Here is a 23,162-nt window from a genome sequence, read left to right as displayed (position 1 = left end):
CATATCCCACAAACTTTTTTAGCGCGCACTATGCCTCGTGCGGCGGCGGTACGGTCTTCGGCCGTGCCTGCGCCCGAGGCCGCGCCAAATACAGACGATGTACAGGAGTAAGCCCGGACATGGTGGCACAGAACTCTCAAGAAACAACTGAAAGCCTCAAGGCAGCGGCGTCTTTGGCCCAGAACCTGGACCGTAGCCAACTAAAGGACAAGACCCGCGTGTATTCCCTGGCCAAGCAGTTGGGGCTTTCCTCGCGCGAGCTGGTGGCACAGCTTAAAGACATGGGCCTGAAAAAGAGCGCGCAGAGCTCCCTTTCCCGCGAGGAAGCAGGCCAGGTGCTGGATACCGTAGCGAACGCCGCCGCGGTTGCCGACGCCCCCTCGGGCGACACCACCGAAGCACCGGCTGAAGAGGCCAAAGGCGAGGCCGTCGCACAATCGAAAGAGAACGCGGACGAGGAAAAGGAAAAGAAGCCAGCTAAGAAGCGCGCCAAGCGCGCCCGCAAGGCCACCCGTAAGTCCGCTGCCGTGGCACCCGAAGAGCCGGCAGATGCCGCCGAGGCAGGGGAGGGGGAGCAGTCCGCGGAAGACGAAGAACACCTGCGCCACCGCGTGCGTAAGAACGTGGACAATGAAATTTCCCAGATCGAAGACAAGGTAGAGGCATCGCTGGCCCAGGCCGCAGCCGAAACTGGCGCAGCCGCCGAGGAGCCTGAGGACGCTGAAGCGGCAGCCCCCGAAGCAGTAGAAGCCACGGGTGAGGCGGGCGAAGCACCGGCTAGTGCACTCGATACCGGAACGGTTGATGCGGCGAAATTGCACGAGGCGCTGGCCGAGGCCGGCGAGGACTTCGAGGATGACTACTACGCCCCGCACATCGTCCCGCGTGCCGAGTCCGAGGAGGATTCTGGGCACTATGACTTTGCGCCTATCTTCATGGCCCCGCAGCAGGACGAGGCAGCGGCATTCTCACCGGCAGTAGACGCAGAGGAGGAGGACTTCGCTGCCGACGACTCCGCACGCGATGACAATGAGGGCGCTGCGGACTCCGCCGAAGGTAGCGGCGAGCACTCCGGCTCCGACCGCGGTTCCGGAAAGTCTGAGGGCCGCCGCCGTGGGCGCCGTGGCGCATCCCGTGGACGCGGCGCCGGTGCAAAGCGTGAAGAGCAGGCAGGCGAGCCCGAGCACATTGAAGAGCCGAAGGCCATCCGTGGCTCCACGCGCATCGAGGCGCAGAAGCGCCGCCGGGCCGAACTGCGCGAAAAGGGCCGCACCCGCCAGCACATCGTTTCCCAAGCAGAGTTCCTTGCCCGCCGCGAAGCCGTGGAGCGCACCATGGTGGTGCGCGATAAGGAGCGCGAGGACGGCGCCGGCATTATCACCCAGGTGGGCGTGTTAGAAGATGACCTGTTGGTCGAGCACTTCGTGACCACCGAGTCCCAAGCCTCGCTCATTGGCAATATCTACTTGGGCCGCGTCCAAAACGTGCTGCCGTCCATGGAGGCGGCCTTCGTGGACATCGGACAGGGCCGAAACGGTGTGCTCTACGCCGGTGAAATCGACTGGCGCAAGACCAAGCTGCACGGGCGCGCCCGCAAGGTAGAAAACGCCCTGAAGTCTGGTGACCAGGTGCTGGTGCAGGTGGCTAAGGATCCCATTGGTCACAAGGGCGCGCGACTTACCACCCAGATTTCCCTCGCTGGCCGCTACCTGGTCTACGTACCGGGCGGGCGCAGCGCCGGTATTTCCCGCAAGCTGCCCGCCCCGGAGCGCAAGCGCTTGAAGGATATCCTCGGCCGCGTGGTTCCAGGCGATGGCGGCGCGATTATCCGCACCGCCGCCGAGAATGTCCCAGAAGAGGCAATCGCTACCGACGTCAACCGCCTGCACAGCCGGTGGGAGGACATCGTGGCACACGCTAAGAAGGAAAAATCTTCCAAGGGCGCCAAGCCGGTGACCATGTATGAAGAACCAAACATGCTCATCAAGGTGGTGCGCGATCTCTTCAACGAGGACTTCACCGAGCTCATCGTCGATGGCAAGCGTTCCTTCAATACCGTCCGCGCCTATGTGGATTCCATGGCGCCGGACCTTGCGGACCGCGTGGTGCGCTACCGCGCCAAGGACCACGGCGGGCAGGATGCATTCGAGGCTTACCGCATTGATGAGCAGCTGCATAAGGCGCTCTCGCGCAAGGTATGGCTGCCCTCGGGCGGCACGCTGGTTATTGACCGCACCGAGGCCATGACCGTCATTGATGTTAATACCGGCAAGTTCACCGGTTCCGGCGGCAACCTGGAAGAAACCGTTACCCGCAATAACCTCGAGGCGGCCGAAGAAATCGTGCGCCAGATGCGCCTGCGCGATCTCGGCGGCATGATCGTCGTGGACTTTATCGATATGGTCCTGCCAGAAAACCAGGATCTGGTGCTGCGCCGCCTGAAGGAAGCCTTGGGCCGCGATCGCACCCGCCACCAAGTCTCCGAGGTCACCTCGCTGGGCTTGGTGCAGATGACCCGCAAGCGCTTAGGCACCGGCCTGGTGGAGACCTTCTCCACCGAGTGCGAGTGCTGCAACGGCCGTGGCATCATCATTCACCAGTATCCGGTGGACGAGGCCGAGGACGATCAGCGCTCCAAGCATTCTGGCCGCAAGTCCAAGGCACACAAGAAGCAGCACCACGATCCGCAGCAGCACCCGACTGCGGTGGCGATGCATAAGCACGAGCTTGACGACGCCCGCGAGAGCTCCTCCAAGCCTAAGCGCTTTAAGAAGACCCAGGCGCCGGTCTACGGTACCGAGAGCGAAGAGGCCGCGCGAGAATCTGCGAAGACGTCGTTGGAAGACCTCGTAGCAAACGTTGTTGTGGATGAGCGCGGTCCGGCTCAGTCCCACGCTGGATCGGAAGAGCACAGCGGAGACCACGACCGCAGCAAGGAGCGCGGACGTGGACGCGGTCGTCGCCGCGCGCGCAAGCGCACTCAGACTGAGGTATCCGATATCGAGGCCATCGCGTATGCCGCGGCGGATAATGCGGCCGAGAGCGACGAGGTGCAGGAATTTAATTCCTATGTCCCCGATGCGGATACGGACGCGGACTCGGGTGCCGTTGCTCAGGCACACCCTGGTGCAGGGGCCGGCTCCAAGCGTGGCAAGAAGCCGCGCCGGGCGACGCGCCGGTCGAAGGTAACCCGCGAGGCTGCAGGCGGCGAGCAGAAGGCACTGGAAAAGGAAGCCGCTCCGGAGAAAGCAACTGGAAAGACCTATGACGAGGCAGTAGCCGAGTTTGAGGCTTCCCCGCGCCGCAAGCGCCGCACCCGCGGCAATTCGCGCTCCGATAGGCGCCCGCAGCCGCAGGATTTCGCGGTCGCCGGTGAGCAGGACTCTGCCGACGGCGACGGTAACGCTAGCCGGGCTGAAGCCCAGCACGGGCAGCAGGCCTCACGCGAAGAGCGCAAGGCTCGCGGGCGTGGCCGCCGTCGTTCGGTGCGCACCCAGCAGGCCAAGCGTCGGACTACCTCGCGTGTGCCGCACGAGGTCAAGGAAAAGGCGCAGGAGCACGAACACAAGCAGGCGGGCGGGTCCGCCGAGCAGCGTCATGAAAAGGCCGCTGGCGCCGCACGCGCGGGGCGTGCCGGTGGCAAGGGCCGTGGGCGTCGCCGTGCCGTGCGCCAGGCCGCTCCTAAAAAGGCGGTAGCAGAGAATCCGAAGGTAGCGAAGACCGCCCCGAGCCGTTCGACGCAGCAGGATGGCTCGTCGGATCGTTCCGGTGCTGGCCAGCGGGCGGCCACGGGCGATACCAAGGTGCTGCGCCGCGGAAAGAAGAGGGCGGTGCGCAAGAAGGGGGCGTCGGCAAGCGCCAAGGCTCCAAAGGCGCAGGATAACGCCGCTCAGAACCAGGCTGCAGGAAGCGGTGCACCCCAGGAAAAAGCGCGGGCTAAGTCTGGGCGCGGCCGACGCCGCGTAGCACGGCGAAGCACGTCTTAGGGCTACGCCACGCGGGCACAAAAAGCGTGGTTTGTATTTTGTGCCCGCTACGGGGTAGTCTTTGACAGTCGCTGTTTAGTACTCACGGCGCTGGATCAGTCCGACACTCACTTAGTGAGCTGTGCGGGCATGTTCGCGCGGGAACTAAACGCAATATGTAAGTGTCCATTCGGAACGCGGCCTCCCCGGTTGCTTCCGAGCGAGTTTAGATAAGGGGTAACCCTCTATGTACGCGATCGTCAAGACCGGCGGCAAGCAGTACAAGGTTGCTGAAGGTGACCTCGTCAAGGTCGAGAAGATCGAGGGTGAGCCAGGCTCTGCCGTAGCTCTCACCCCGGTTCTGCTCGTCGATGGCGCCGATGTTAAGTCCAAGGCTTCCGACTTGGAGAAGGTTTCTGTCTCCGCAGAAATCGTTGAGCAGGGTAAGGGCCCGAAGGTCGATATCCTGAAGTACAAGAACAAGACTGGTTACAAGAAGCGTCAGGGCCACCGTCAGCCTGTGACCACCTTGAAGATCACCGGTATCAAGTAAGCCTTAACCGGCTGTAATTATCCCTAAAGGAGGGAAAACCACATGGCACACAAGAAGGGTGCTTCCAGCTCCAGCAACGGTCGCGATTCCGAGTCCAAGCGTCTCGGTGTCAAGCGCTTCGGTGGTCAGCAGGTTAATGCCGGCGAGATCATCGTGCGTCAGCGCGGCACCAAGTTCCACCCAGGTGAGAACGTAGGCCGCGGCGGCGACGATACCCTGTTCGCGCTTGCAGCTGGCTCCGTTGAGTTCGGTATGAAGCGTGGCCGTCGTATGGTCAACATTGTTCCGGCTGAAGAGGTTGCTGCAGAAGCAACTGCCTAACTTCAGGCCGACTAAGAAAATATCCCCGAACAAGCTCTTACTCAAAGTGGGAGTGGTTCGGGGATATTCTCGTTTTATAAGCGATCTTGGTTGTGGTGCTGCGAAGCCACAGACCGCTCCCTTCTCACGTCGGCTTTGGGGGAGGGCAAATAAACCGCCTTACCGATGTAGAGCTTTAGGAATCTGGTAGGCATCACCCAGGTGACACTGTGCCGCATATGCGAATTTCAATGGAAGCGGTGGTTTCGGGGTAATTGAGCTATTGGAATAGCTATGGCGCAAATGCGCTCAGAATGCTTCAAGTTTTGCTTTTCAAGAACCGACTTGCATCGAGAGCCGTTCCTCCAACTCGCCAGTGATGGAGCACTTGAAGGAATAGATTCTATGGGGCAATAAATTCCTTGATTTTAGCTGGACGGGAACCCAAAAATTTCTTCATTTATCCTTGTCACACGGTTGGAAAGGTTTAATTTACCGAGTAACATACTTGAGGAATAGCGCTGAGATTGTGCGTTTATGCGGTAAACGGATCATATTGTTTTCGGCGGTTTTGTAACCGGAAGGATTACGCAAATATGGCTTTTTCTGCCAATAGCCAGCATCGTTTCCATAGTCCGCTCACCGTGCGGTTGATGGCCTGTGTAACGATCCTTTTAGTCGGGTTCGCGCTCCTAGTAGTGCCTCATAATGAGCCTCAGGCTGAGGCCGCTACTACCTCGACGACCACTGGCTCGCCATTTGGGGACTGCGCCTTCCGAAAAGGAACCGGCGTAACCGAGCCATGGGCGAGCCAAATTTGTTGGTTGGATGTTAGCAACATGACCACGCCTGGTCACAAGACCAGAAAGATTGGCGACTACACCATTGAATTTGATCTCTCGATTGCTGCTAAAGACTCGGCGACCAAATATACTGCAGAACCCAATCCTTCGTGGAACCTAGCCGTCTTTGGCAAGCCTGGCTTCTTTGAAAAAGGAAGTGAAAATCTCAAGGACGTCCTGCAAATGACGGGCGGCAACAATAGCTTCACTAGGTTCACGTTGAATAACATAGTGGTCAAACGAGGGGAAAGCTCTACTCCTGTGTCGAATTATCGGTTCGCAGTCGCCGATGCGGAATCAACCGGTGCGGGCGGTCCCGGTGAAATGATCAGCGTGGACGGAGGACAAGTAAGCGCACCCACCGAGCTCAAATCAGGAACCGGTGAGAAACGTGCCTGCGAACTCAAGTTTGGTGCGGGTACTGAACCAATAGAGAGCCAGTGGGGCTCAGCCGCCGACGGAAGGAGCCGCGGTTTTGTCTGCCATTCAAAGCAAACCGGCAGTCACGCTTCCTGGATCGTTGGAGTGGATAAACCGCAAAAAATGGAAATCAGCATGGGCTCTTATAGCAGCGGTACCCAAGCCGTCGCTATGGGCGTGGCATTGAGCCGAATCAATTTCGGTTCCGCCAAGGATTTCGCCCAAGTAGAATCCACGACCGAGGAAAAGCTGAGCGGTCAAACCCGAACTGCTAGCTATACTCCGTTCCTACGTGACGGGAATGCGAATACCGATTTGCCGGCACCAGAAAATGGTTATACCACCGCGATGCGCAGGTTGGACACGACGGGTACAGCGCAGGACCGGATTGGCTTTCGGTCGCAGACTAATCCGACGGACAAGGCATTCGATCGGTATGAGCCCGTATGGACCTGTACGCTTAATTCCTCCGAGGGCACGAGCGAGACCAAGGTAATTAAAGGGGGTAGCGTTCCTGATGGGTACTCTCTTGAAAAAGATACCGCGAGTGGAACGTCTCGGCTGCTGTTGCCTTCAAGCGAAACAAGACAACCTAATTGTAGCGTTGTTTGGAAGTCAAAATTTAAGCCCGCTTCTTTGACCCTAGGCAAGAACGTAGAAGGTTCAGCTGCGAACTTTAGTGATGTGCAGCTACAAAAATTTACGCTGCATTATAAGTGCACTGCACCTGCTGGGTTCACGACTGCATACCCAGACATCAAGCTGGAAGATGACGTACAGCTCGAGCGTGGTACAAACACCGTAATCGACCGATTGCCTCAGGGCGCTAGTTGTACTGTAACTGAGAAGTTGACGGATGGTGGTCAACCCGGTGCAGGGATCGATTTCAGCCTGTCTTGGAATGGGCAACAGGCAACAGGAAATATTAATAGCCCCGTAAACGTCGATCTTAGCCCCGCAGCAGGAGACACCAGTGGTGTTGTTGCGGGTTCAGCAAAAGCCTTAAATAAGTATGACTATCAAAAAGCTTCGCTGAAACTGAGCAAGCACATTTTGGGAAAGCCTGTCAGCGACGGGAAGGTAGGGGGAACCTACCGATTCGGCGTGCGGTGTGAGGGCACCAATTTGGGGCAGCGAGAAGTCTCCTTTGATCTGAGTAAATCCAACCCCACCAACGCAGTGACGATTCCGGATCTTCCAGTGGGGCGCGACTGCGTCTTAACCCCGTTGACTGACCTTACTGAGCAGCAACGCCAAATGATCAAACTGGATAAGCGCGACGGTTCCCTAAACGGCCAGCACCTTGATCCTGATGGAAACAATGGCTTTCACTTCACCTTGGATAAGCAAGGCGAAACAAAGGAACTACACTTCGAAACCAGCTATTCCTATTTAACTTCGCCTCTAGTTATCCGCAAAGAGATAACAGGTTTGGCCGCGGGTAACGACGAGCTAAAGGCATTAAACTTTGATATCAATTATCGTTGCTCTGCTGAGGGACAAACCGTAAGTGAGGGTAGTACTACAATCACCGCAGAGGATGGCGAAAAGAGCGTCGGCGAAGTACGAATCGGCGCAGATTGTTTAGTCTGGGAAAATGAACCAGGAGATACCACCACTACGCACTTTCAAGGTGCTAAGGTTCGCGCCTCGGATGCTAGCGACAAGGTAACGGAACTGGATAATTCCGACGCAAAAACTCAAAAAATAACCACTATTCGCAAGGCTTCTGGCACAGACCGCAACCTTGTGACGGTTTCAAACATCTACGATCCAAAACTGGGAACCGTGGACCTGCATAAGGTTGTAGATTCACAGGTCGAGGGTGTTCTACCCGATTCTTATACTTTCACGTATCGATGTGGAACCCGAAACATTTCGGGAGATAACGGTAAGGTTCTGCCTGTTGAGCTAAGCGGTAAAGTAGTCGTGCCAGGTGATGGAACGATGAGGTTGGAATCTGATGATCCCGACCTTGCCTCGAAGCTAAATAGCCAAGATGGAAAGTTGGGTGTTCCCTATGGCAATGACTGCACCTTCACTGAAGAGACACCAAATGTTGCTGGTGGAATTATTTTCAGCACAGATGTTGATAGCGCAAAGACAACGGTCAACGCCGAGAACAATACCGCAACGGTAACCAATACATTCACTCCTGCCGGAAAAGGCCTTACGGTTTCCTTGCGTACAGGCGGGCGGAACACTCTTGCACCTGAATCGCTGTCGTATTCATTGCGTTGTGACAATGGCTATACCACCAATTTTGACCTTAAATCCGGCGATCAGGTAGTTATTCCTGCCCAGAAAATCCCGAAGGGCACTAATTGCTCCCTAAAAGAGTCTGGAGACTCAAGTAAGCGGACCTCTGAAAGCGGCAACGAATATCCAATTCGCAATGATTCAGAATACTTGTACGCTGCGGACGATAATGAAGGCAACGATATTGGCGATGGGGCACAGTTCACTATTGGTGACCAATCAACCATGGACGTGCATCATCACTATGACTTCATTCAATCTTCGGTTGAGGACTCCAAGCAGGTGGAGTTTAATGACCCTGATTCCTTGATTTCTGATGCACGCCGCAAGATTAAGTCGGAGCGTATCTTCCCTGTCGAACTGAAATGTACTAACCCAGATGGTTCCGCAGGCATTGACGTGACAACGACCGTTCAACAAGGACGGCCAAGCGAACCTATCCAGGTCAACGTGGGCTCTGACTGTACTGCCTCCGAGGGAGAAACAACCACAGCGGTGGGCATCACCCTGAACAAGTCGATTAATGTCAACGGAACCCCTACCGAGGGAGGAAGGGCGAAGTTTACCGTAGGCAATTCCGACAGTGTCAACGTAACTTTCGTAAATACCTATTCCCGTCGAACCACGTATATTGAGCTCAGCAAAGAGGCAGTTTTGCCGAGCGAAAGCATTCGTGATCAGTACAAGAATGCCAATAAGGATCTGCAGGATGCCCTTTATGATCACCATTTTGATCTAGTCTGCCGTGATCCGGAAACGGGAGACGAGGCAGTACTACAGAGCCAAAGCGGATCCATTAAGGGCGAAGGCAAGACTACCTTTACCGGTGTCCCGGTGGGTGCGGATTGCCAGATTACTGGTGACCACTTTGGCTCCCTAAAACTGACCATGAACGATGGCAGCGATGACCTAAATGCGTACTTACGGCCCGCGTATGTTGACTGGGTAGTGGATAGGCAAGGTGGAAACGCTTACCCAGATCAGAAGCTGGATAATGAAAAGACAACCTCGCCAGAGTTCCTTACCGTGGATGAACCGAATGACAATAAGATTCGTCTCGACAACCACTATGAGTACGAAACCTCAAAGGTAAAGATCAGTAAGGATCTAGTGGGTAAAGATGGCAACCTAAAGGAAATTCCGGGGAATTATCCTTTTAATTTCACTATGCAGTGCAAGGCCATTGGCTACCAGACAAATAGTATTGGCGAGACCTCTTTTATTCCAGAGAAGCTGCGTCCGCAGTCGAGCTATATCTTGCCGGCGACGTTGAAGAAATCGGAATTTAACGCCACAGGTTCAAACGGTGATGAGTCCATCTTGTCCTTAGCTTCGGACGAAGCTATCGTCCCTGCTGGTTCTTACTGCAGGTTCGCTGAAGAAGAGAGCTCTAGCACTCCGCAGACTTTGCGGATTACACCAGACGAGCGAACCGTGACTGCGTATGCGCCAGCCCCAGACGCAAGTGACGCTCAGGACCTGCATTTTGTAAATCGCGTTGAGCGACGGACTGCTCCTGTCAAGCTAGTCTTGAGTAACTTTGGTTACCTGGTGGGCGCTGATTCCCAAGGATATGAAGCTAAAGTCGTGTGCAAGGACCCCGCTGACTCGGCGGCCTCTCTACAATTCCCACTAGCTTCTGTTGCTGCTACAGAGCTTTCCCAATCGGACCAGGCCCCAGCAAATGGCCAAACTATGGACCTGCCAGTGGGTGTTGACTGTGAACTGGAGCTCAGCGGTCCAGCACTACAGCCCCGCGGCGAACTTGAGGTGACGAACGGCCAACGAACCCCGTTGACTCAGTACACCAAATGGTCACAAGGCGAGCGTGATGGTGCACGAGGATTGATTTCGGATATTCCTACCGAAGACGTGTCTGCCGAAAAAAAGAACCTCAAGTACTCTTTCGCTACGGCTGGAAATCTTCCTTCGGATAGGACGGAGCTAGTAATCGGTGCGGATATTTACCACCCTAGGGCTCATTATGATGCCACCTTTGCCAAGACTGCAGATGGGGCAGTGGGCAAGGATGCTACTTTCCGGTTTGAGTACTCGTGTAGCGATCCAGCGTTGAGCGATTCTTCGCAGAGCAATGCATTCACGCTTAAGGCAGGACAAAGTTATACGATTAAAAACATTCCGGTGAACAGTCCTTGCACCGTTAATGAAGTAGATGACGGTGTGAAGAACAATGACTCGATTTTCCGTATTTCTCAGCATGGCGATTTGGTAGAAGCAGATACTGAACACTCTGCGGCTATCCCTAGCGCCCCCAAGGAAAATGGTTCTGAGCCGATTCGACCGGTATCGTTCACGGTTCGGCCGGTGACAGACGGGAAAGATACTTCCCGTTCTGGTGACCGTTGGACGCTGACTGCCGAAAATAAATTCGCGGGTATAAGCGTCACGAAGTCCATTGAGGGCACGCCTTTGGGCAACCTAACCGGCGATCTCTTTGGAACCACCTTGTTGCCTGCAAAGGCCGAGAAGATGAGTATGTCTTATGAGGTAGCCAATGATGGCGCGTATGATCTGTCCGACTTCCGGATCGAAGATGCTTCTCTTGCCGGACTAACCTTGGTTAAGGACGGCACATCGGTAGAAGTAGGTGAAGATGGAGTCGTTCCGTCGAGCGTATGTGCACCGCCACAGTCCCTGGCTAAGGGAGAATCTTTCGCTTGCTCCTTCGACGTTGTAATCCCAGGAGATAAGGACGAGACCTATCGCTATCCGGATTCAGGCCAGCCTGAAGTAAAGGTGACCGCGCAGGCCTCTGAGGGCGGACACCAGTTCACTACCTCCGGTAGTGATTCTCACGGAGCGCTTCGACCTTCTGGGCTCATCGGAGGTCTATTGCCAGAAACCGGAATGCAGACCTTGGTGTGGGTACTGGTACTTGGGTTGATCCTCTTAGGCTTCGGCTTGTGGCGCTATCTGCGTCGTCCAGATGAAGATGACGAAGAAGATCGTCCAACCGGTCAAGATTAAAGCGCCGCGCACTGTTCCTGCTCCTTGAAATAAAGGGGTGGGAACAGTGGGGCAGGGTCCTCAGAAGAGGCGCAGCGCTTTTAGGTCTATGAACGGCTAGAGCGCGTGTTTTATGGCCGCGAGATTTCGCGGCGATTAGGGCCGAATTTCGGTTAAAGCACTCCTATTAAAGGAGGATTAGTTTGCAAGAAAACTAAAATATGACCCAAAACTTTGCCTGCGGAAGGAGCTTCGCAATAAGTATCTCCATGGGTGGTAACGCCCGTGCGAGGATCTGGAATCAGTATTTGTTCGATACTATCTTGCGATGCTTGGATTTAATGGTTCTTCCGCTTGTGCTGGGGTTATGTATTCACATATACTCTGTTCAGAATTTCCTTCACTCAACTCTGTCGGCTCATTTGGAAAAGTCGAAATGGGTATTAACGAGAGGACAACCCTTATATGTCTCGTATTGTTTCCAAGACTTTCGCTATTGCACTCGCCGCCGGATTGGCCGCTGCTAGCCCTGCGGCATTTGCTGCGCCTGGCGACACCACAACCGCTGCCGCTCCTTCTGCTTCGGCCCGCCAAACCATTGATGCCAAAGCAACGGGTTCCCTTACGATTGACAAGCGTAGTGGTGAAGTAGGCTCCGAGAACAAGCTCGAGGGCATGGAGTTCAAGATCGAGAAAGTTCAAATGGACAATACTCTCGACACCGCTGCAGGCTGGAAGGAAGCCGGAGATAAAGTCGCTGCAGGTCCCGACGCCGCAACGATTGACTCTGGTTTTGAGGCTAAAGAGCTGACCACCGATGCAAGCGGCACTGCCAAGTTTGATGGTCTTCCAGTAGGCCTGTACAAGGTTACTGAGGTTCCAGTTCAAGGCTCCAAGTACACCGTTGGTTCGCCGTTCCTGGTCACTATTCCTATGACCCAAGAAGACGGGTCTATTAACTACAATCCGACTGTATCGCCAAAGAACCAGCTCATTCAGCCAAAGAAGACTTCCACTAATAACAATGCCAACGTCGGAGATAATATTGGCTACACCATCACCGCACCGGTTCCCGCTGGCGACGTCGATAAGAGTGGTGCGCGTACCCTGCCTAAGCTGCAGGTGACGGATGATCTGTCCGAATATCTCGATTATGCAAGCACTCCAGACCAAGTTTCCGTTGCAGCCAAGGGCGTCGATCTTGTTCGTGGCGAAGACTACACCGTACAGATTTCTGGTAAGAACCTGACCGTCGATTTCACGGATTCGGGACTTCAAAAACTGGCGCAGGCGCGAGCTGATCACCCAGATTTGGCAGTGGAAATTAAGTTCGATGCAAAAGTTGTGAGGATTCCGGCCAACGGTCAGATCACCAACACCGCTGTCGAGCATATCAACGGAAATGACATCAACACCTCGCCGACAGATAAAACAGATGGTCCGACGGTCACCCACTACAACGATGTTTCCATTACTAAGAACCTGAATGGTAATCCCACCGAGGACGGTAAAAATGGTGACGGCGCTGAATTCCAGGTCTTTGAATGTACCGAACAAAGCGAAAAGTGGACGGTAGCTGATGGTGCTGCCCCGATTAAGGGTGCCAACGCTGAAGGTACAGCTGCTGCGGACGCCACCCTTAAGGCTGTAGGTACCGATAAGACCAAGGCGGCGGTAGCAGACGGCTACTTCCTGCAATTTGATCCGGCAAAGGACTACTGTGCGGTTGAGACTAAGGCGCCGGCAGGCTACCTAGTGAACCCGGATCCACAGCACCTGACGGCCTCGCAGGACAAACGTGATGAGCGTGTCATCTTTACCGCCACCGTGGATGACGTGAAAGATAATATTTGGGGCAAGCTCCCAGCCACCGGTATGCGCACTATGTTGATCATCTTGGGACTTGGTGCCCTACTGTTCATCGGTGGTGCTGCTTATCAGCTGAAGCGTCGCAACGCTTAGCCTGCGAGTATGGGTCTATTCCGGCGCGGCCTAGGGCCGACGTCGGAATAGTTTTTGAGCAGCAAGGGCTCGTGACTATGCGTGCCTTTAACGCCCTGTTGAAGGAAGGTCTTGACAGTGGGTGAACGACAACCACGGCCGCGCATGTTTCGCGCGGGGATTGTTGTGGCTAGCCTCTTAACGGGCTTGGCGGCGCAACCATTGGTATTGCCATCTTTCGGTACAGGAGAAACCGCGGTAGCAACTGCTCAAACGTTGAACGGCCGGGCCAGCGACGTGCACGTCGATCTCACTGAGTCAGTGGGGGCCGAGTGGTTTGGGAAAATTGGAGATAGAAAACTGGTGCTCTCGCGCATCAATGGCGTGAGCGCTAAGGATATTCCGGCCCTTGATGTTCCCCAGCTGCTCAAAGACAGCCCGGAGGACTTTGTCCGTATAGATGAGGCTTTGACTGCCGATGGCAAGGCCACCTTCCGCGGTGTTAAGCCCGGGGTCTATTTGATTGACATCGCAGACAACCCAGGTTCCCAAGATCCGAGCGTGTCCTATGCTCCCTTTGTCGTAGCTATTACTGGTGATGGTGAAGAACATCGGGTGGAGTTGAAAGCACAAGTCCTCAACGTCAGTATTATTCCGCGGACGTCGTGCTTAGTTCCTGGTGAGCATTATGCGGTCGCTCCTGGCGGTGTGGTGAAATACGAGATTTCTGCTGCTACCCCGAATACGAGCACGGATGGGTCGATTGGCCATTACCGGCTCACTACAGAGTTATCGGATATGCATGAGGCACAGGAAGGTGACACGGACCCGGCTCAGCCAGAGCCAGCTACCTACGTTGAAGTCGAGTCCGTACGTATTGTTGGTGCAGGGGAAGTTCTCGAGCTTGATGCGAAGAGCTACACCGTGGAAAAGAAAAAAGGCAGCGTCACTATTGAACTTAAAAAGGAAGCTCTAGATAAGCTGGCGCAGCTTCGTGAATTAGACCCCAATACCGCAGTTAAGGTCACGCTTCGTTCACAGGCTAGGCAAGATGCTACGGGAGAGCTGCGTGCAACAACTACGTTAGCCACGGATGGTATGGATGCACAGCGCAGTGAGGTAGAGGCGTCGGCAAGCACCAACGTTCCTATCTATAAATTTGAATCGTGTTTTCCGCCCTCAGAGTCAAGCACCACCACTTCAAAACCCACTCCGGCGGTAACGCAGCATACGGAGCCGGAGCCTTCCGCCTCGGCACCTTCCACATCGCGACCCTCCGCTGAACCTGAGGAGCCAGGCTCCTCTCAGCCGCGACCGGATAGGCCAAGTGATATTCCAGGTTTTCCCACGCCCCCAGATGAAGATGGGCACACAGGGCCGTTGACGCCCCAAGAAGGCGATCCCGAAACTAGCGATGAACCTCGAGAGCACGGCGGTATTGTAAGCAGCCTCGCTTCCACGGGTGCTTCCGTTATTGGCGTGACAGTTTTAGCGGTGCTGTTGATCCTCGTAGGTATCATTTTGTTGATCCGGCGCCGAGATGACGAGGAAGATTCAGCCACAGCAGCCGAAAAGGACGAGGGTTAATTGTGATAACAAGCGCGAAAGATAGGCCGGCCTCGACGCAAAAGAAGCGCAAGAAGGGCAATGCAGTGTCTATCATCGCGCTGCTTCTAGGGGCTTTGCTGTTGCTGTACCCAGTGGTATCAACACTGGCAAACCATAATAAGCTGATGCGACAAACAGAAGCCTATAGTGGAAAGGTCGCTGATTTAAGCCAAGACGAAAAGGAGCGGCAGCTACAACGGGCCCACGAATACAATGACCGTCTTTTGGCAGAGGGTCCACACGCGCGGCCACCGGTGAACACGGATCCCGGGATGGAAGATTATATGTCGCAGCTGAATGTGGATGGGCCCCAGGGAATGATTGCCCGCATTCGTATTCCGTCGATTGATGTGGATTTGCCGGTGTTCCATACCACCGCGCCAAAGGTGTTGTATCAGGGGGCTGGTCACATGTTTGGGTCAACCTTGCCGGTGGGCGGGGATGGTACCAATGCGGTGCTGTCGGCGCATACCGGCATGGTCAATGCATCTATGTTTGACCGTTTGCCTACCCTTAAAGAAGGCGATGATATCTTCATCGACGTAATGGGGGAGCGTTTGCGGTACAAAATGACCAGCCGGGAAGTAGTTAAACCCGACGACTATGAAGCCGTTACCTATGAACCAGGGCACGATAAAGTTACGCTCATTACGTGTACCCCATATGGGCTTAATACCGATAGGTTATTGGTTCATGCGGAGCGCTATCCGTTGGATCCCGGGAATCCGGAGCCATCGCCCGCCGGGTTCGGTTGGTCATGGTGGATGATTGCCGTCGTCCTCATCGTTTTACTTACTGTGTTTCTCATCTTGTGGAAAAACCGACGCCGACGAAAGAAGCGAAAAGAGTGGGAAGAACAAGAAGCCGCACAGGAGCACCAGTCTGCGGTTGGAGATGCTGAAGGTGGATCGGGGGCTGGGCGCTAAACCTCGCTGGCCGCTGGTTTAGTTTGAATTCAGAAGGTAACTGATAGACTTCAGATCCCACGATAATTCGAGGAGAAGGCGAACATGGCACGTTTTATTGACCGCGTCGTCCTGCACCTGCAAGCAGGCGATGGTGGACACGGCTGTGTGTCCGTCCACCGCGAAAAGTTTAAGCCTTTGGGCGGACCTGATGGCGGCAATGGCGGCCACGGCGGTGACATCATCCTCGAGGTATCTGAGCAAATCCATACGCTTATGGATTTCCACTACCGCCCGCATATTAAGGCCCAGCGCGGCGGCAACGGTGCCGGCGATATGCGCAACGGCGCCCGCGGAGAGGATTTGATTCTCGAGGTGCCCGCCGGCACGGTGGTGCGCAATGAAAAGGGCGATACCCTGGCTGACCTGACAGTGCCTGGCACCCGCTTTGTTGCTGCGGAAGGCGGCTTCGGTGGCCTAGGCAACGCGGCGCTTGCCTCCAAGAACCGCAAGGCGCCCGGCTTTGCTTTGCAGGGCGGGCCGGGCCAAGCGCACGATCTAATCCTCGAGCTGAAGTCCATGGCGGACGTCGGGCTCGTGGGTTTCCCTTCGGCGGGTAAGTCTTCGTTGATTTCGGTTCTTTCTGCCGCCAAGCCGAAGATTGGTGATTACCCGTTTACCACCTTGCAGCCCAACCTAGGCGTGGTGGATATGGGAGATAGCTCGTTTACCATCGCGGACGTGCCGGGCCTTATCCCCGGTGCGGCCGATGGCAAGGGCCTAGGCCTGGATTTCTTGCGCCACATTGAGCGCACGGCGGTGCTGGCACACGTAGTCGATACCGCCTCCATCGAGCCTGGCCGCGACCCGGAATCCGATATTGAGGCCCTCGAAAACGAGCTGGCCAAGTACCAAGAGGCGCTGCAAGAAGATACCGGCCTGGGTGACTTGCGCGAGCGCCCACGCATCATCATCCTCAACAAGGCTGATGTGCCGGAGGCGGAGGAACTCGCGGAATTTGTCCAAGAGGACCTCAAGGAAAAATTCGGCTGGCCGGTCTTCATTATCTCCGCTGCTGCCCGCAAGGGCTTGGAGCCGCTGAAGTACAAGCTCATGGAGATGGTCACTGAGCATCACAAGGCGAGCCCGAAGCCCAAGCGCGACCCGAACCACACGGTCATCCACCCTAAGGCACAGGGTCACAAGAAGAACACCGGTTCCTTTGCGGACTTCACCGTTTCCCGTGACCCAGAGGTGCAGGGCGGTTTCATTGTCGAAGGAAAGAAGATCGAACGCTGGATCTTGCAAACGGACTTTGAAAACGACGAGGCCGTTGGCTTCTTGGCAGACCGCCTGGCCAAGGCGGGCGTGGAAGACGAGCTGCGCGAGCAGGGCGCAGTAGAGGGCTGCCCGGTAACCATTGGTGGCATCACCTTCGAGTGGGAGCCGATGACCGGCGGCGATCCAACGATGGCTAGCCGTGGCGAGGACGCCCGCCTGAAAGGCACCGGCCGCGTTTCCGCCGCCGAGCGTAAGCGCGCTTCCCAGGCGCGTCGTGGTCTTATCGATGAGTATGATTACGGCACCGATGAAGAGGTCACCCGCGAGGGCGCTAACCGCGATAGGTGGCAGGGCTAGTTTCCAGATCCCCCTATTCTTGGGGTGTGCTGGAGGGTGGGCTTTGTAAACTCGGTTGGCATGTCTTCTGATGAACAGAAAGAACCCATCCTTCCGCTTCCGGTAGAACCGTTTGACGGACCTACCGCTGATACCCCTTTCCCGGAACCTCGCGTTGAAAACCCCACTGCTTCGGGGTTTGAGTCGGATCTCCGCCACGAAATCGCGCAGGCTAAGCGCGTCGTGGTAAAGATTGGTTCCTCTTCTCTCACGGATGAGAACTTCCGTGTCTCCCAGGAAAAGATTGATCACATCGTAGATGCTGTCCATGCGCGCATGGGCCGCTCCGATGTCATCATCGTCTCCTCCGGTGCGGTTGCCGCCGGTATGGGCCCGCTCGGCCTGCACCAGCGCCCCACAGATTTGGCTACCAAGCAGGCTTCCGCGTCCGTCGGCCAGGTGCACTTGGCCTATGTGTGGGGCCAGTCCTTTGCGCGCTATAAGCGCACCATCGGCCAGGTCCTTCTCACCGCGTCCGATACCGGCCACCGCGACCGTGCCCGCAATGCGCAGCGCACCATCGACCGCCTGCGCCAGCTGCGCACCATCCCTATCGTGAACGAGAACGATGCGGTGGCAACGTCCGAGATGCACTTTGGCGATAACGACCGCCTCTCCGCGCTGGTGGCCAACCTGGTGGGCGCGGACGCGCTCTTCCTCTTCTCTGACGTGGATGGCCTCTACGATAAGAACCCGGCCGAGCCGGATGCCAAGTTCATCGATGAGGTGCGCACCGGCAAGGATCTGAAGGGCGTTGTTGCTGGCGATGGCGGCAAGGTCGGCACCGGCGGCATGGCCACCAAGGTCTCCGCGGCCCGCCTTGCTACTCGCGGCGGCATTCCAGTGCTGCTGACCTCTACGGACAATATTGGCCCCGCGCTTGCCGACGCCTCCGTGGGCACCGTCTTCCACACCCGCGAGGAACGCCAGCTGTCCGCCTGGAAGTTCTGGGCTCTCTACTGCGCCGATACCGGCGGAGCCGTCCGCCTCGATGAAGGCGCCAAGGAGGCCGTAACCAAGGGCGGCACCTCGCTGCTCGCCGTCGGCATTACCGATGTGCAGGGCGAGTTCACCAAGGGCGAAATCATCGACATCTTGGGTCCGAGTGGTGAGGTCATCGGCCGCGGTGAAGTGCGCTTCGATTCCGAGGAGCTCCACGCCATCAAGGGCAAGAAGATGGAAGAGCTTCCCGAGGAGCAGCGCCGTTCCGTCGTCCACGCGGATTATCTGTCCAACTTCGCCTCCCGCATCTAAACCCGAGTCCGAGATTCCCCGTATGGTTGGGGCATGAAGTATTTCATGGGACCGGAAACCTGGCAGCCGATGGTAGAAGACATCGAGGCTGCCGGGCACCAACGCGTAAGCAGCATCGAGGACGCCGAGGTCTATATCAATAATGCGCCCAACCCGCGCCGCATCCCGGAGATGCCGGCGAATATCGGCTGGGTGCAGCATTGTTATACCGGCGTCAATCAGCTCATCGATGCAGGGGTCATTACCCCAGACGGCGTGCCATGGTGCAACTCCGCCGGCGCCTTTGCCCAGCCAGTGGCCGAGTCCGCACTGGGCCTGGCCCTTTCCCAAGCGCACCACCACAAAGCCTTCGCCCAAGCCGCTACGTGGTCGGTGGCCAAGGAGTTGGATGAGTCCCAGGCCTGGCTCTATGACCAGCAAGGGCCGAAGAGGGTAGCGATCTTTGGCGCTGGGGGCATCGGCAAGCAGCTCATTAAGCTCCTGCAGCCCTTCGGCGTGCACATTACTGCGGTCAATCGCTCCGGCCGCGCGGTGGAAGGCGCCGATGAGGTCGTGCCCATGGACCAAGCCCAGCACGTGTGGGGCGAGGCGGATTTCATTTTCTGCATTCTGCCGGCCACCAAGGACACCGAGGGGCTTATCGATGCCGCCACTTTCCGCGCCATGAAACCCTCCGCCATTTTTGTCAACGTCGGTCGCGGCAGCACCGTGGTCACTGATGACCTTGTGGAAGCCTTGCGCAGCGGCGAAATTGCCGGCGCAGGCTTGGAGGTTATGGATCCCGAGCCGCTGCCTGATGGTCACCCGCTTTATGACCTGCCCAATTGCACCATGACCCCGCATATGGCCGCCTCTGCGCACGTGGCGCAGTATCACCTGGGCGCTATCTTCAACGCCAATGCCGCGGCGTGGGAGAGGGGAGAGGCCATGCCCACCCGCGTCGATGCGGAGGCTGGCTACTAATGAAGTACGCGATGCTGCCCACCCCGTGGGAGGAAACCCTGCAGGCCCTCGATGCTGCCGGCCACGAGCGTGTCTCGCTGGACGACGCCGAGGTGCTCATCTTCAACGGCGGTCCGGATGACTTCCCGCAGCCGCTGCCGCCTAGCGTGGGCCTAGTCCAAGTCCCGTTTGCTGGTGTGGACCACCTGCTCGACGTCATGCGAAATACCTCCGCCCGCTGGTCCAACGCGGCAGGACTGTATGATGCCACCGTGGCCGAGTCCACCATTGCGCTCCTGCTCGCCCAGTTGCATGCGCACAAGCGCGTGGGGACGAGCTGGGATAACCGCGATGAGGTGGAGGACCACACCAGCTTCCTTTTTGAAGATAAGACGGTGGCGGTGGTGGGTGCCGGGGGCATCGGCAAGCGGCTCATCCGCATGCTAGAAGGCTTTGGCCCACGCATTATTGCGGTCAATCGCTCCGGCAATCCGGTAGAAGGCGCCGATGAAACCTATGCCACCTCCGATATCGAGCGCGTGTGGCCGACCGCCGATTATTTCGTGGCGCTGGCACCGCTCACGGACCAGACCCACCAGCTTTTCGACGCCGCTGCTTTCCGCGCCATGCCCAATCACGCCGTGGTCATTAACGTTGGGCGCGGCCCGCTAGTGGATACCGATGCGCTGGTCGACGCCCTGCGCGCCGGCCAGATCGCCGGCGCCGGCCTGGACGTCACCGATCCAGAACCGTTGCCTGATGGCCACCCGCTATGGGAGATGCCCAACGTGGTCATTACCCCGCACCTGGCCAATCCGCCGTATTCGGTGCGCCGCCGCATCGGTGTGCATGCTGCAAAGGTCATGGAGCGCTTTGCCGCCGGTGAAGCAATCCCCACGGAAGTAGATATCGAGGCCGGCTACTGATGGATAGCCCCGGTAGCCGCGCTGACGATGGCCAGCTCAACCCCACCGCGGCTGAGGTCGCTGAAATGCGCGTGGCCTTTCGTTAGGCTGGTATGGCATGAGCAACACTGAACGTGAAGAAGTTCTGTCCAAAGCCCGTGCTGCCAAGGAGGTCGCGCCCTTCGTGGCGCAGCTGTCCACGCCGCGCAAGAACGAGATCTTGCAGCGCGCAGCCGAAAACCTCATCGCCCACACCGAAGATATCCTCGCCGCAAATAAGCAGGATATCGAGGCCGGCCGCGAGCGCGGCATGTCCGAGTCCCTCATTGACCGCCTCTCCCTCGACGCCGCGCGCGTGGAAGGCATTGCCGGCGGCCTGCGCCAGGTAGCCGGCCTCCAGGACCCGGTAGGGGAGATCCTGCAGGGCCGCACCATGGACAACGGCATCCAGATGAAGCAGGTGCGCGTCCCGCTCGGCGTGATGGGCATGGTCTATGAGGCCCGCCCGAACGTCACCGTGGACGCCTTCGGCCTGGCCATCAAATCCGGAAACGTGCCGCTGCTGCGCGGTTCCAAGTCCGCGCGCAATTCCAATGCCAAGCTGGTAGAAATCCTGCAGGATACCCTCGCCGAGTTTGATCTCCCGCGCGAGGCCGTGCAGCTCCTGCCGTGCGAGACCCACGATTCCGTCCAGGACCTCATCACCGCTCGCGGCCTGGTGGACCTGGTCATTCCGCGCGGCGGCGCCAAGCTTATTGAGGCCGTTGTCACCGGTGCCACCGTCCCGGCCATTGAGACCGGCACCGGCAACTGCCACTTCTACGTGGACGCCTCTGCGGACCTGGACAAGGCCATCGACATGGTTATCAACGGCAAGACCCGCCGCACCTCCGTGTGTAACTCCACGGAGTGCGTGCTTATCGACGCCGCTTTGGACGACACCGCCAAGCTCCGCATCATCACCGCGCTGCAGGAGGCGGACGTGACCATCCACGGCGACGTCGCCGAGCTTGAGGCCTTCGGCGTCAAGGATGCCGTACAGGCCACCGATGAGGACTGGCGCGAAGAGTCGCTGTCCATGGATATCTGCGCCAAGGTGGTCGACGGCGTCGACGGTGCTATTGCCCACATCGCCGAATTCACCACCGGCCACACCGAGGCTATCGCCGCGCAAGACGCCGACGTCCTAGTGAAGTTCGGCAACGAAGTGGATGCCGCTGCGGTCATGCTCAACGCCTCTACCGCCTTCACCGATGGCGAGGTCTACGGCATGGGTGCGGAAATCGGCATTTCCACCCAGAAGCTGCATGCCCGCGGCCCGATGGCGCTGCCGGAGCTGACCTCTACCAAGTGGATCCTGCAGGGCACCGGTCAGACCCGCCCCTAGTAGTGCGACTATAATCACCACCCATGACTAGCCCACAGCGCATCGGCATCATGGGTGGCACCTTTGATCCCATCCACAATGGCCACTTGGTAGCGGCCAGTGAGGCCGCCCACCGCTTTGCCCTCGATACCGTCGTCTTCGTGCCCACCGGCCAGCCGTGGCAAAAGTCCCACCGCGACGTCACCGCGGCCGAGCACCGTTATTTGATGACGATGGTGGCCACCGCATCCAACCCGCGCTTTACCGTCTCGCGCGTGGATATTGACCGCGAGGGCCCCACCTATACCATCGATACGCTGCGGGATTTGCGCGAACTCTTCCCCGAGGCGGAGTTCTACTTCATCACCGGGGCCGACTCTCTGGCCTCCATCATGAGCTGGCATAACTGGGAAGAGATGCTAGAGATGGCGCACTTTGTGGGCGTGACCCGCCCCGGCTATGAATTGAGCGCCGATATGCTACCTGCCGATGCGCAAGAGGCCATCGATCTTATCGACATTCCCGCCATGGCCATCTCCTCCACGGCGTGCCGCGAACGCGCCGGGCAGGGGCAGCCCGTGTGGTACCTCGTTCCGGATGGGGTGGTGCAGTACATCACCAAGAACAATCTCTACGGGCCCAACCCAGATAAGCCCCTGTAGAAACTTCCGCGGCCTTCCCAAGATTTTGGGCACGGGCCTGCTAAACGTGCAAGAATAGACTCTCAATAGAGATAGTTCATACCGAATATACTCAGACGCGAAAAGGGAATTTTTACACATTGTCTACTTCTGATCTCGCCCGCCGCATGGCAGAAACCGCGGCCCACGCCGCGCAAGAAAAGCTGGCCACCAATATCGCGGCCATTGATGTCTCCGATGTCCTCGCTATCACCGAGGTCTTCGTACTCGCTTCTGCAGACAACGAGCGTCAGGTCGGCTCCATCGTGGATGAAGTCGAAGACGAAATGACCAAGCAAGGCTTCGAGCCGCAGCGCCGCGAAGGCAACCGCGAGAACCGTTGGGTGCTGCTGGATTATGGCAATATCGTCGTCCACGTCCAGCGCAATGACCAGCGCGAGTTCTACGGCTTGGACCGCCTGTACCACGATTGCCCGGCACTGGAGATCGAGGGCATCGAGGCCCCAGAGCGCCCGGGCGAATGGACCAATGGCGTTAACCCGCGCGAAGTTGATTCCATCGACGAGCTCCCACTGGCCGATAAGGTCCCTGGTGAGGACGAGGAGCTTTAAACCCAC

General features: G+C 57.3%; 14 protein-coding genes. All 14 read left to right on the top strand.

All coding sequences use genetic code 11. From position 1 onward, the window contains the following. The first annotated feature begins 119 nt into the window (after window positions 1–119). Window positions 120–3,986, top strand: a complete 3,867-nt coding sequence (locus QP884_RS03095; RefSeq protein WP_284820661.1) for a translation initiation factor IF-2 N-terminal domain-containing protein — start codon at window positions 120–122, stop codon at window positions 3,984–3,986. 226 nt (window positions 3,987–4,212) lie between these two features. Further along, complete coding sequence (gene rplU, locus QP884_RS03090) at window positions 4,213–4,518, top strand: 50S ribosomal protein L21 (protein ID WP_005324077.1); 306 nt, start codon at window positions 4,213–4,215, stop codon at window positions 4,516–4,518. Window positions 4,519–4,560: 42 nt separating this feature from the next. Continuing rightward, the gene (gene rpmA / locus QP884_RS03085; RefSeq protein ID WP_005329214.1) at window positions 4,561–4,839 is read left to right on the top strand and encodes a 50S ribosomal protein L27; all 279 of its coding nucleotides are present in this window, start codon (window positions 4,561–4,563) and stop codon (window positions 4,837–4,839) included. Window positions 4,840–5,414: 575 nt separating this feature from the next. After that, window positions 5,415–11,327: a DUF5979 domain-containing protein gene (locus QP884_RS03080; RefSeq protein WP_284820660.1), complete on the top strand. Its 5,913-nt coding sequence runs from the start codon at window positions 5,415–5,417 to the stop codon at window positions 11,325–11,327. A 444-nt stretch (window positions 11,328–11,771) separates the two neighbouring features. Then, on the top strand, window positions 11,772–13,268 hold the full coding sequence (locus QP884_RS03075) for a SpaH/EbpB family LPXTG-anchored major pilin (RefSeq protein ID WP_284820659.1): 1,497 nt from the start codon (window positions 11,772–11,774) through the stop codon (window positions 13,266–13,268). Between the two features lie 117 nt (window positions 13,269–13,385). Continuing rightward, the gene (locus tag QP884_RS03070) at window positions 13,386–14,834 is read left to right on the top strand and encodes a hypothetical protein (protein WP_284820655.1); all 1,449 of its coding nucleotides are present in this window, start codon (window positions 13,386–13,388) and stop codon (window positions 14,832–14,834) included. A 65-nt stretch (window positions 14,835–14,899) separates the two neighbouring features. Continuing rightward, entirely contained in the window at window positions 14,900–15,781 is an 882-nt protein-coding gene (locus QP884_RS03065) for a class C sortase (protein WP_284820653.1), read from the top strand. 84 nt (window positions 15,782–15,865) lie between these two features. Beyond that, window positions 15,866–17,398 (top strand): GTPase ObgE, encoded by a 1,533-nt coding sequence (gene obgE, locus QP884_RS03060; protein WP_284820652.1) that lies wholly within the window; start codon window positions 15,866–15,868, stop codon window positions 17,396–17,398. Between the two features lie 60 nt (window positions 17,399–17,458). Beyond that, complete coding sequence (gene proB, locus QP884_RS03055) at window positions 17,459–18,691, top strand: glutamate 5-kinase (protein WP_284820646.1); 1,233 nt, start codon at window positions 17,459–17,461, stop codon at window positions 18,689–18,691. Between the two features lie 33 nt (window positions 18,692–18,724). Further along, window positions 18,725–19,654, top strand: coding sequence for a D-isomer specific 2-hydroxyacid dehydrogenase family protein (locus QP884_RS03050; protein ID WP_284820644.1), 930 nt, complete (start codon window positions 18,725–18,727; stop codon window positions 19,652–19,654). Beyond that, a complete protein-coding gene (locus QP884_RS03045) occupies window positions 19,654–20,559 on the top strand; it encodes a D-isomer specific 2-hydroxyacid dehydrogenase family protein (protein WP_284820642.1) in 906 nt (301 codons plus the stop codon). Before QP884_RS03050 ends, QP884_RS03045 begins: the two co-directional genes overlap by 1 nt. Window positions 20,560–20,656: 97 nt before the next feature. Continuing rightward, complete coding sequence (locus QP884_RS03040; protein ID WP_284820641.1) at window positions 20,657–21,925, top strand: glutamate-5-semialdehyde dehydrogenase; 1,269 nt, start codon at window positions 20,657–20,659, stop codon at window positions 21,923–21,925. A gap of 23 nt (window positions 21,926–21,948) precedes the next feature. Next, window positions 21,949–22,566: a nicotinate-nucleotide adenylyltransferase gene (nadD, locus tag QP884_RS03035; RefSeq protein WP_005329234.1), complete on the top strand. Its 618-nt coding sequence runs from the start codon at window positions 21,949–21,951 to the stop codon at window positions 22,564–22,566. A gap of 146 nt (window positions 22,567–22,712) precedes the next feature. Beyond that, the gene (gene rsfS / locus QP884_RS03030) at window positions 22,713–23,156 is read left to right on the top strand and encodes a ribosome silencing factor (protein ID WP_179387589.1); all 444 of its coding nucleotides are present in this window, start codon (window positions 22,713–22,715) and stop codon (window positions 23,154–23,156) included. Window positions 23,157–23,162 lie beyond the last annotated feature (6 nt).

This window comes from Corynebacterium tuberculostearicum (assembly GCF_030229345.1).
In the GTDB taxonomy this organism is placed as follows: domain Bacteria; phylum Actinomycetota; class Actinomycetes; order Mycobacteriales; family Mycobacteriaceae; genus Corynebacterium; species Corynebacterium tuberculostearicum_G.
The sequence above is the reverse complement of the archived record's forward strand: the minus strand, read 5'-3'. Positions and strand labels throughout refer to the sequence as shown.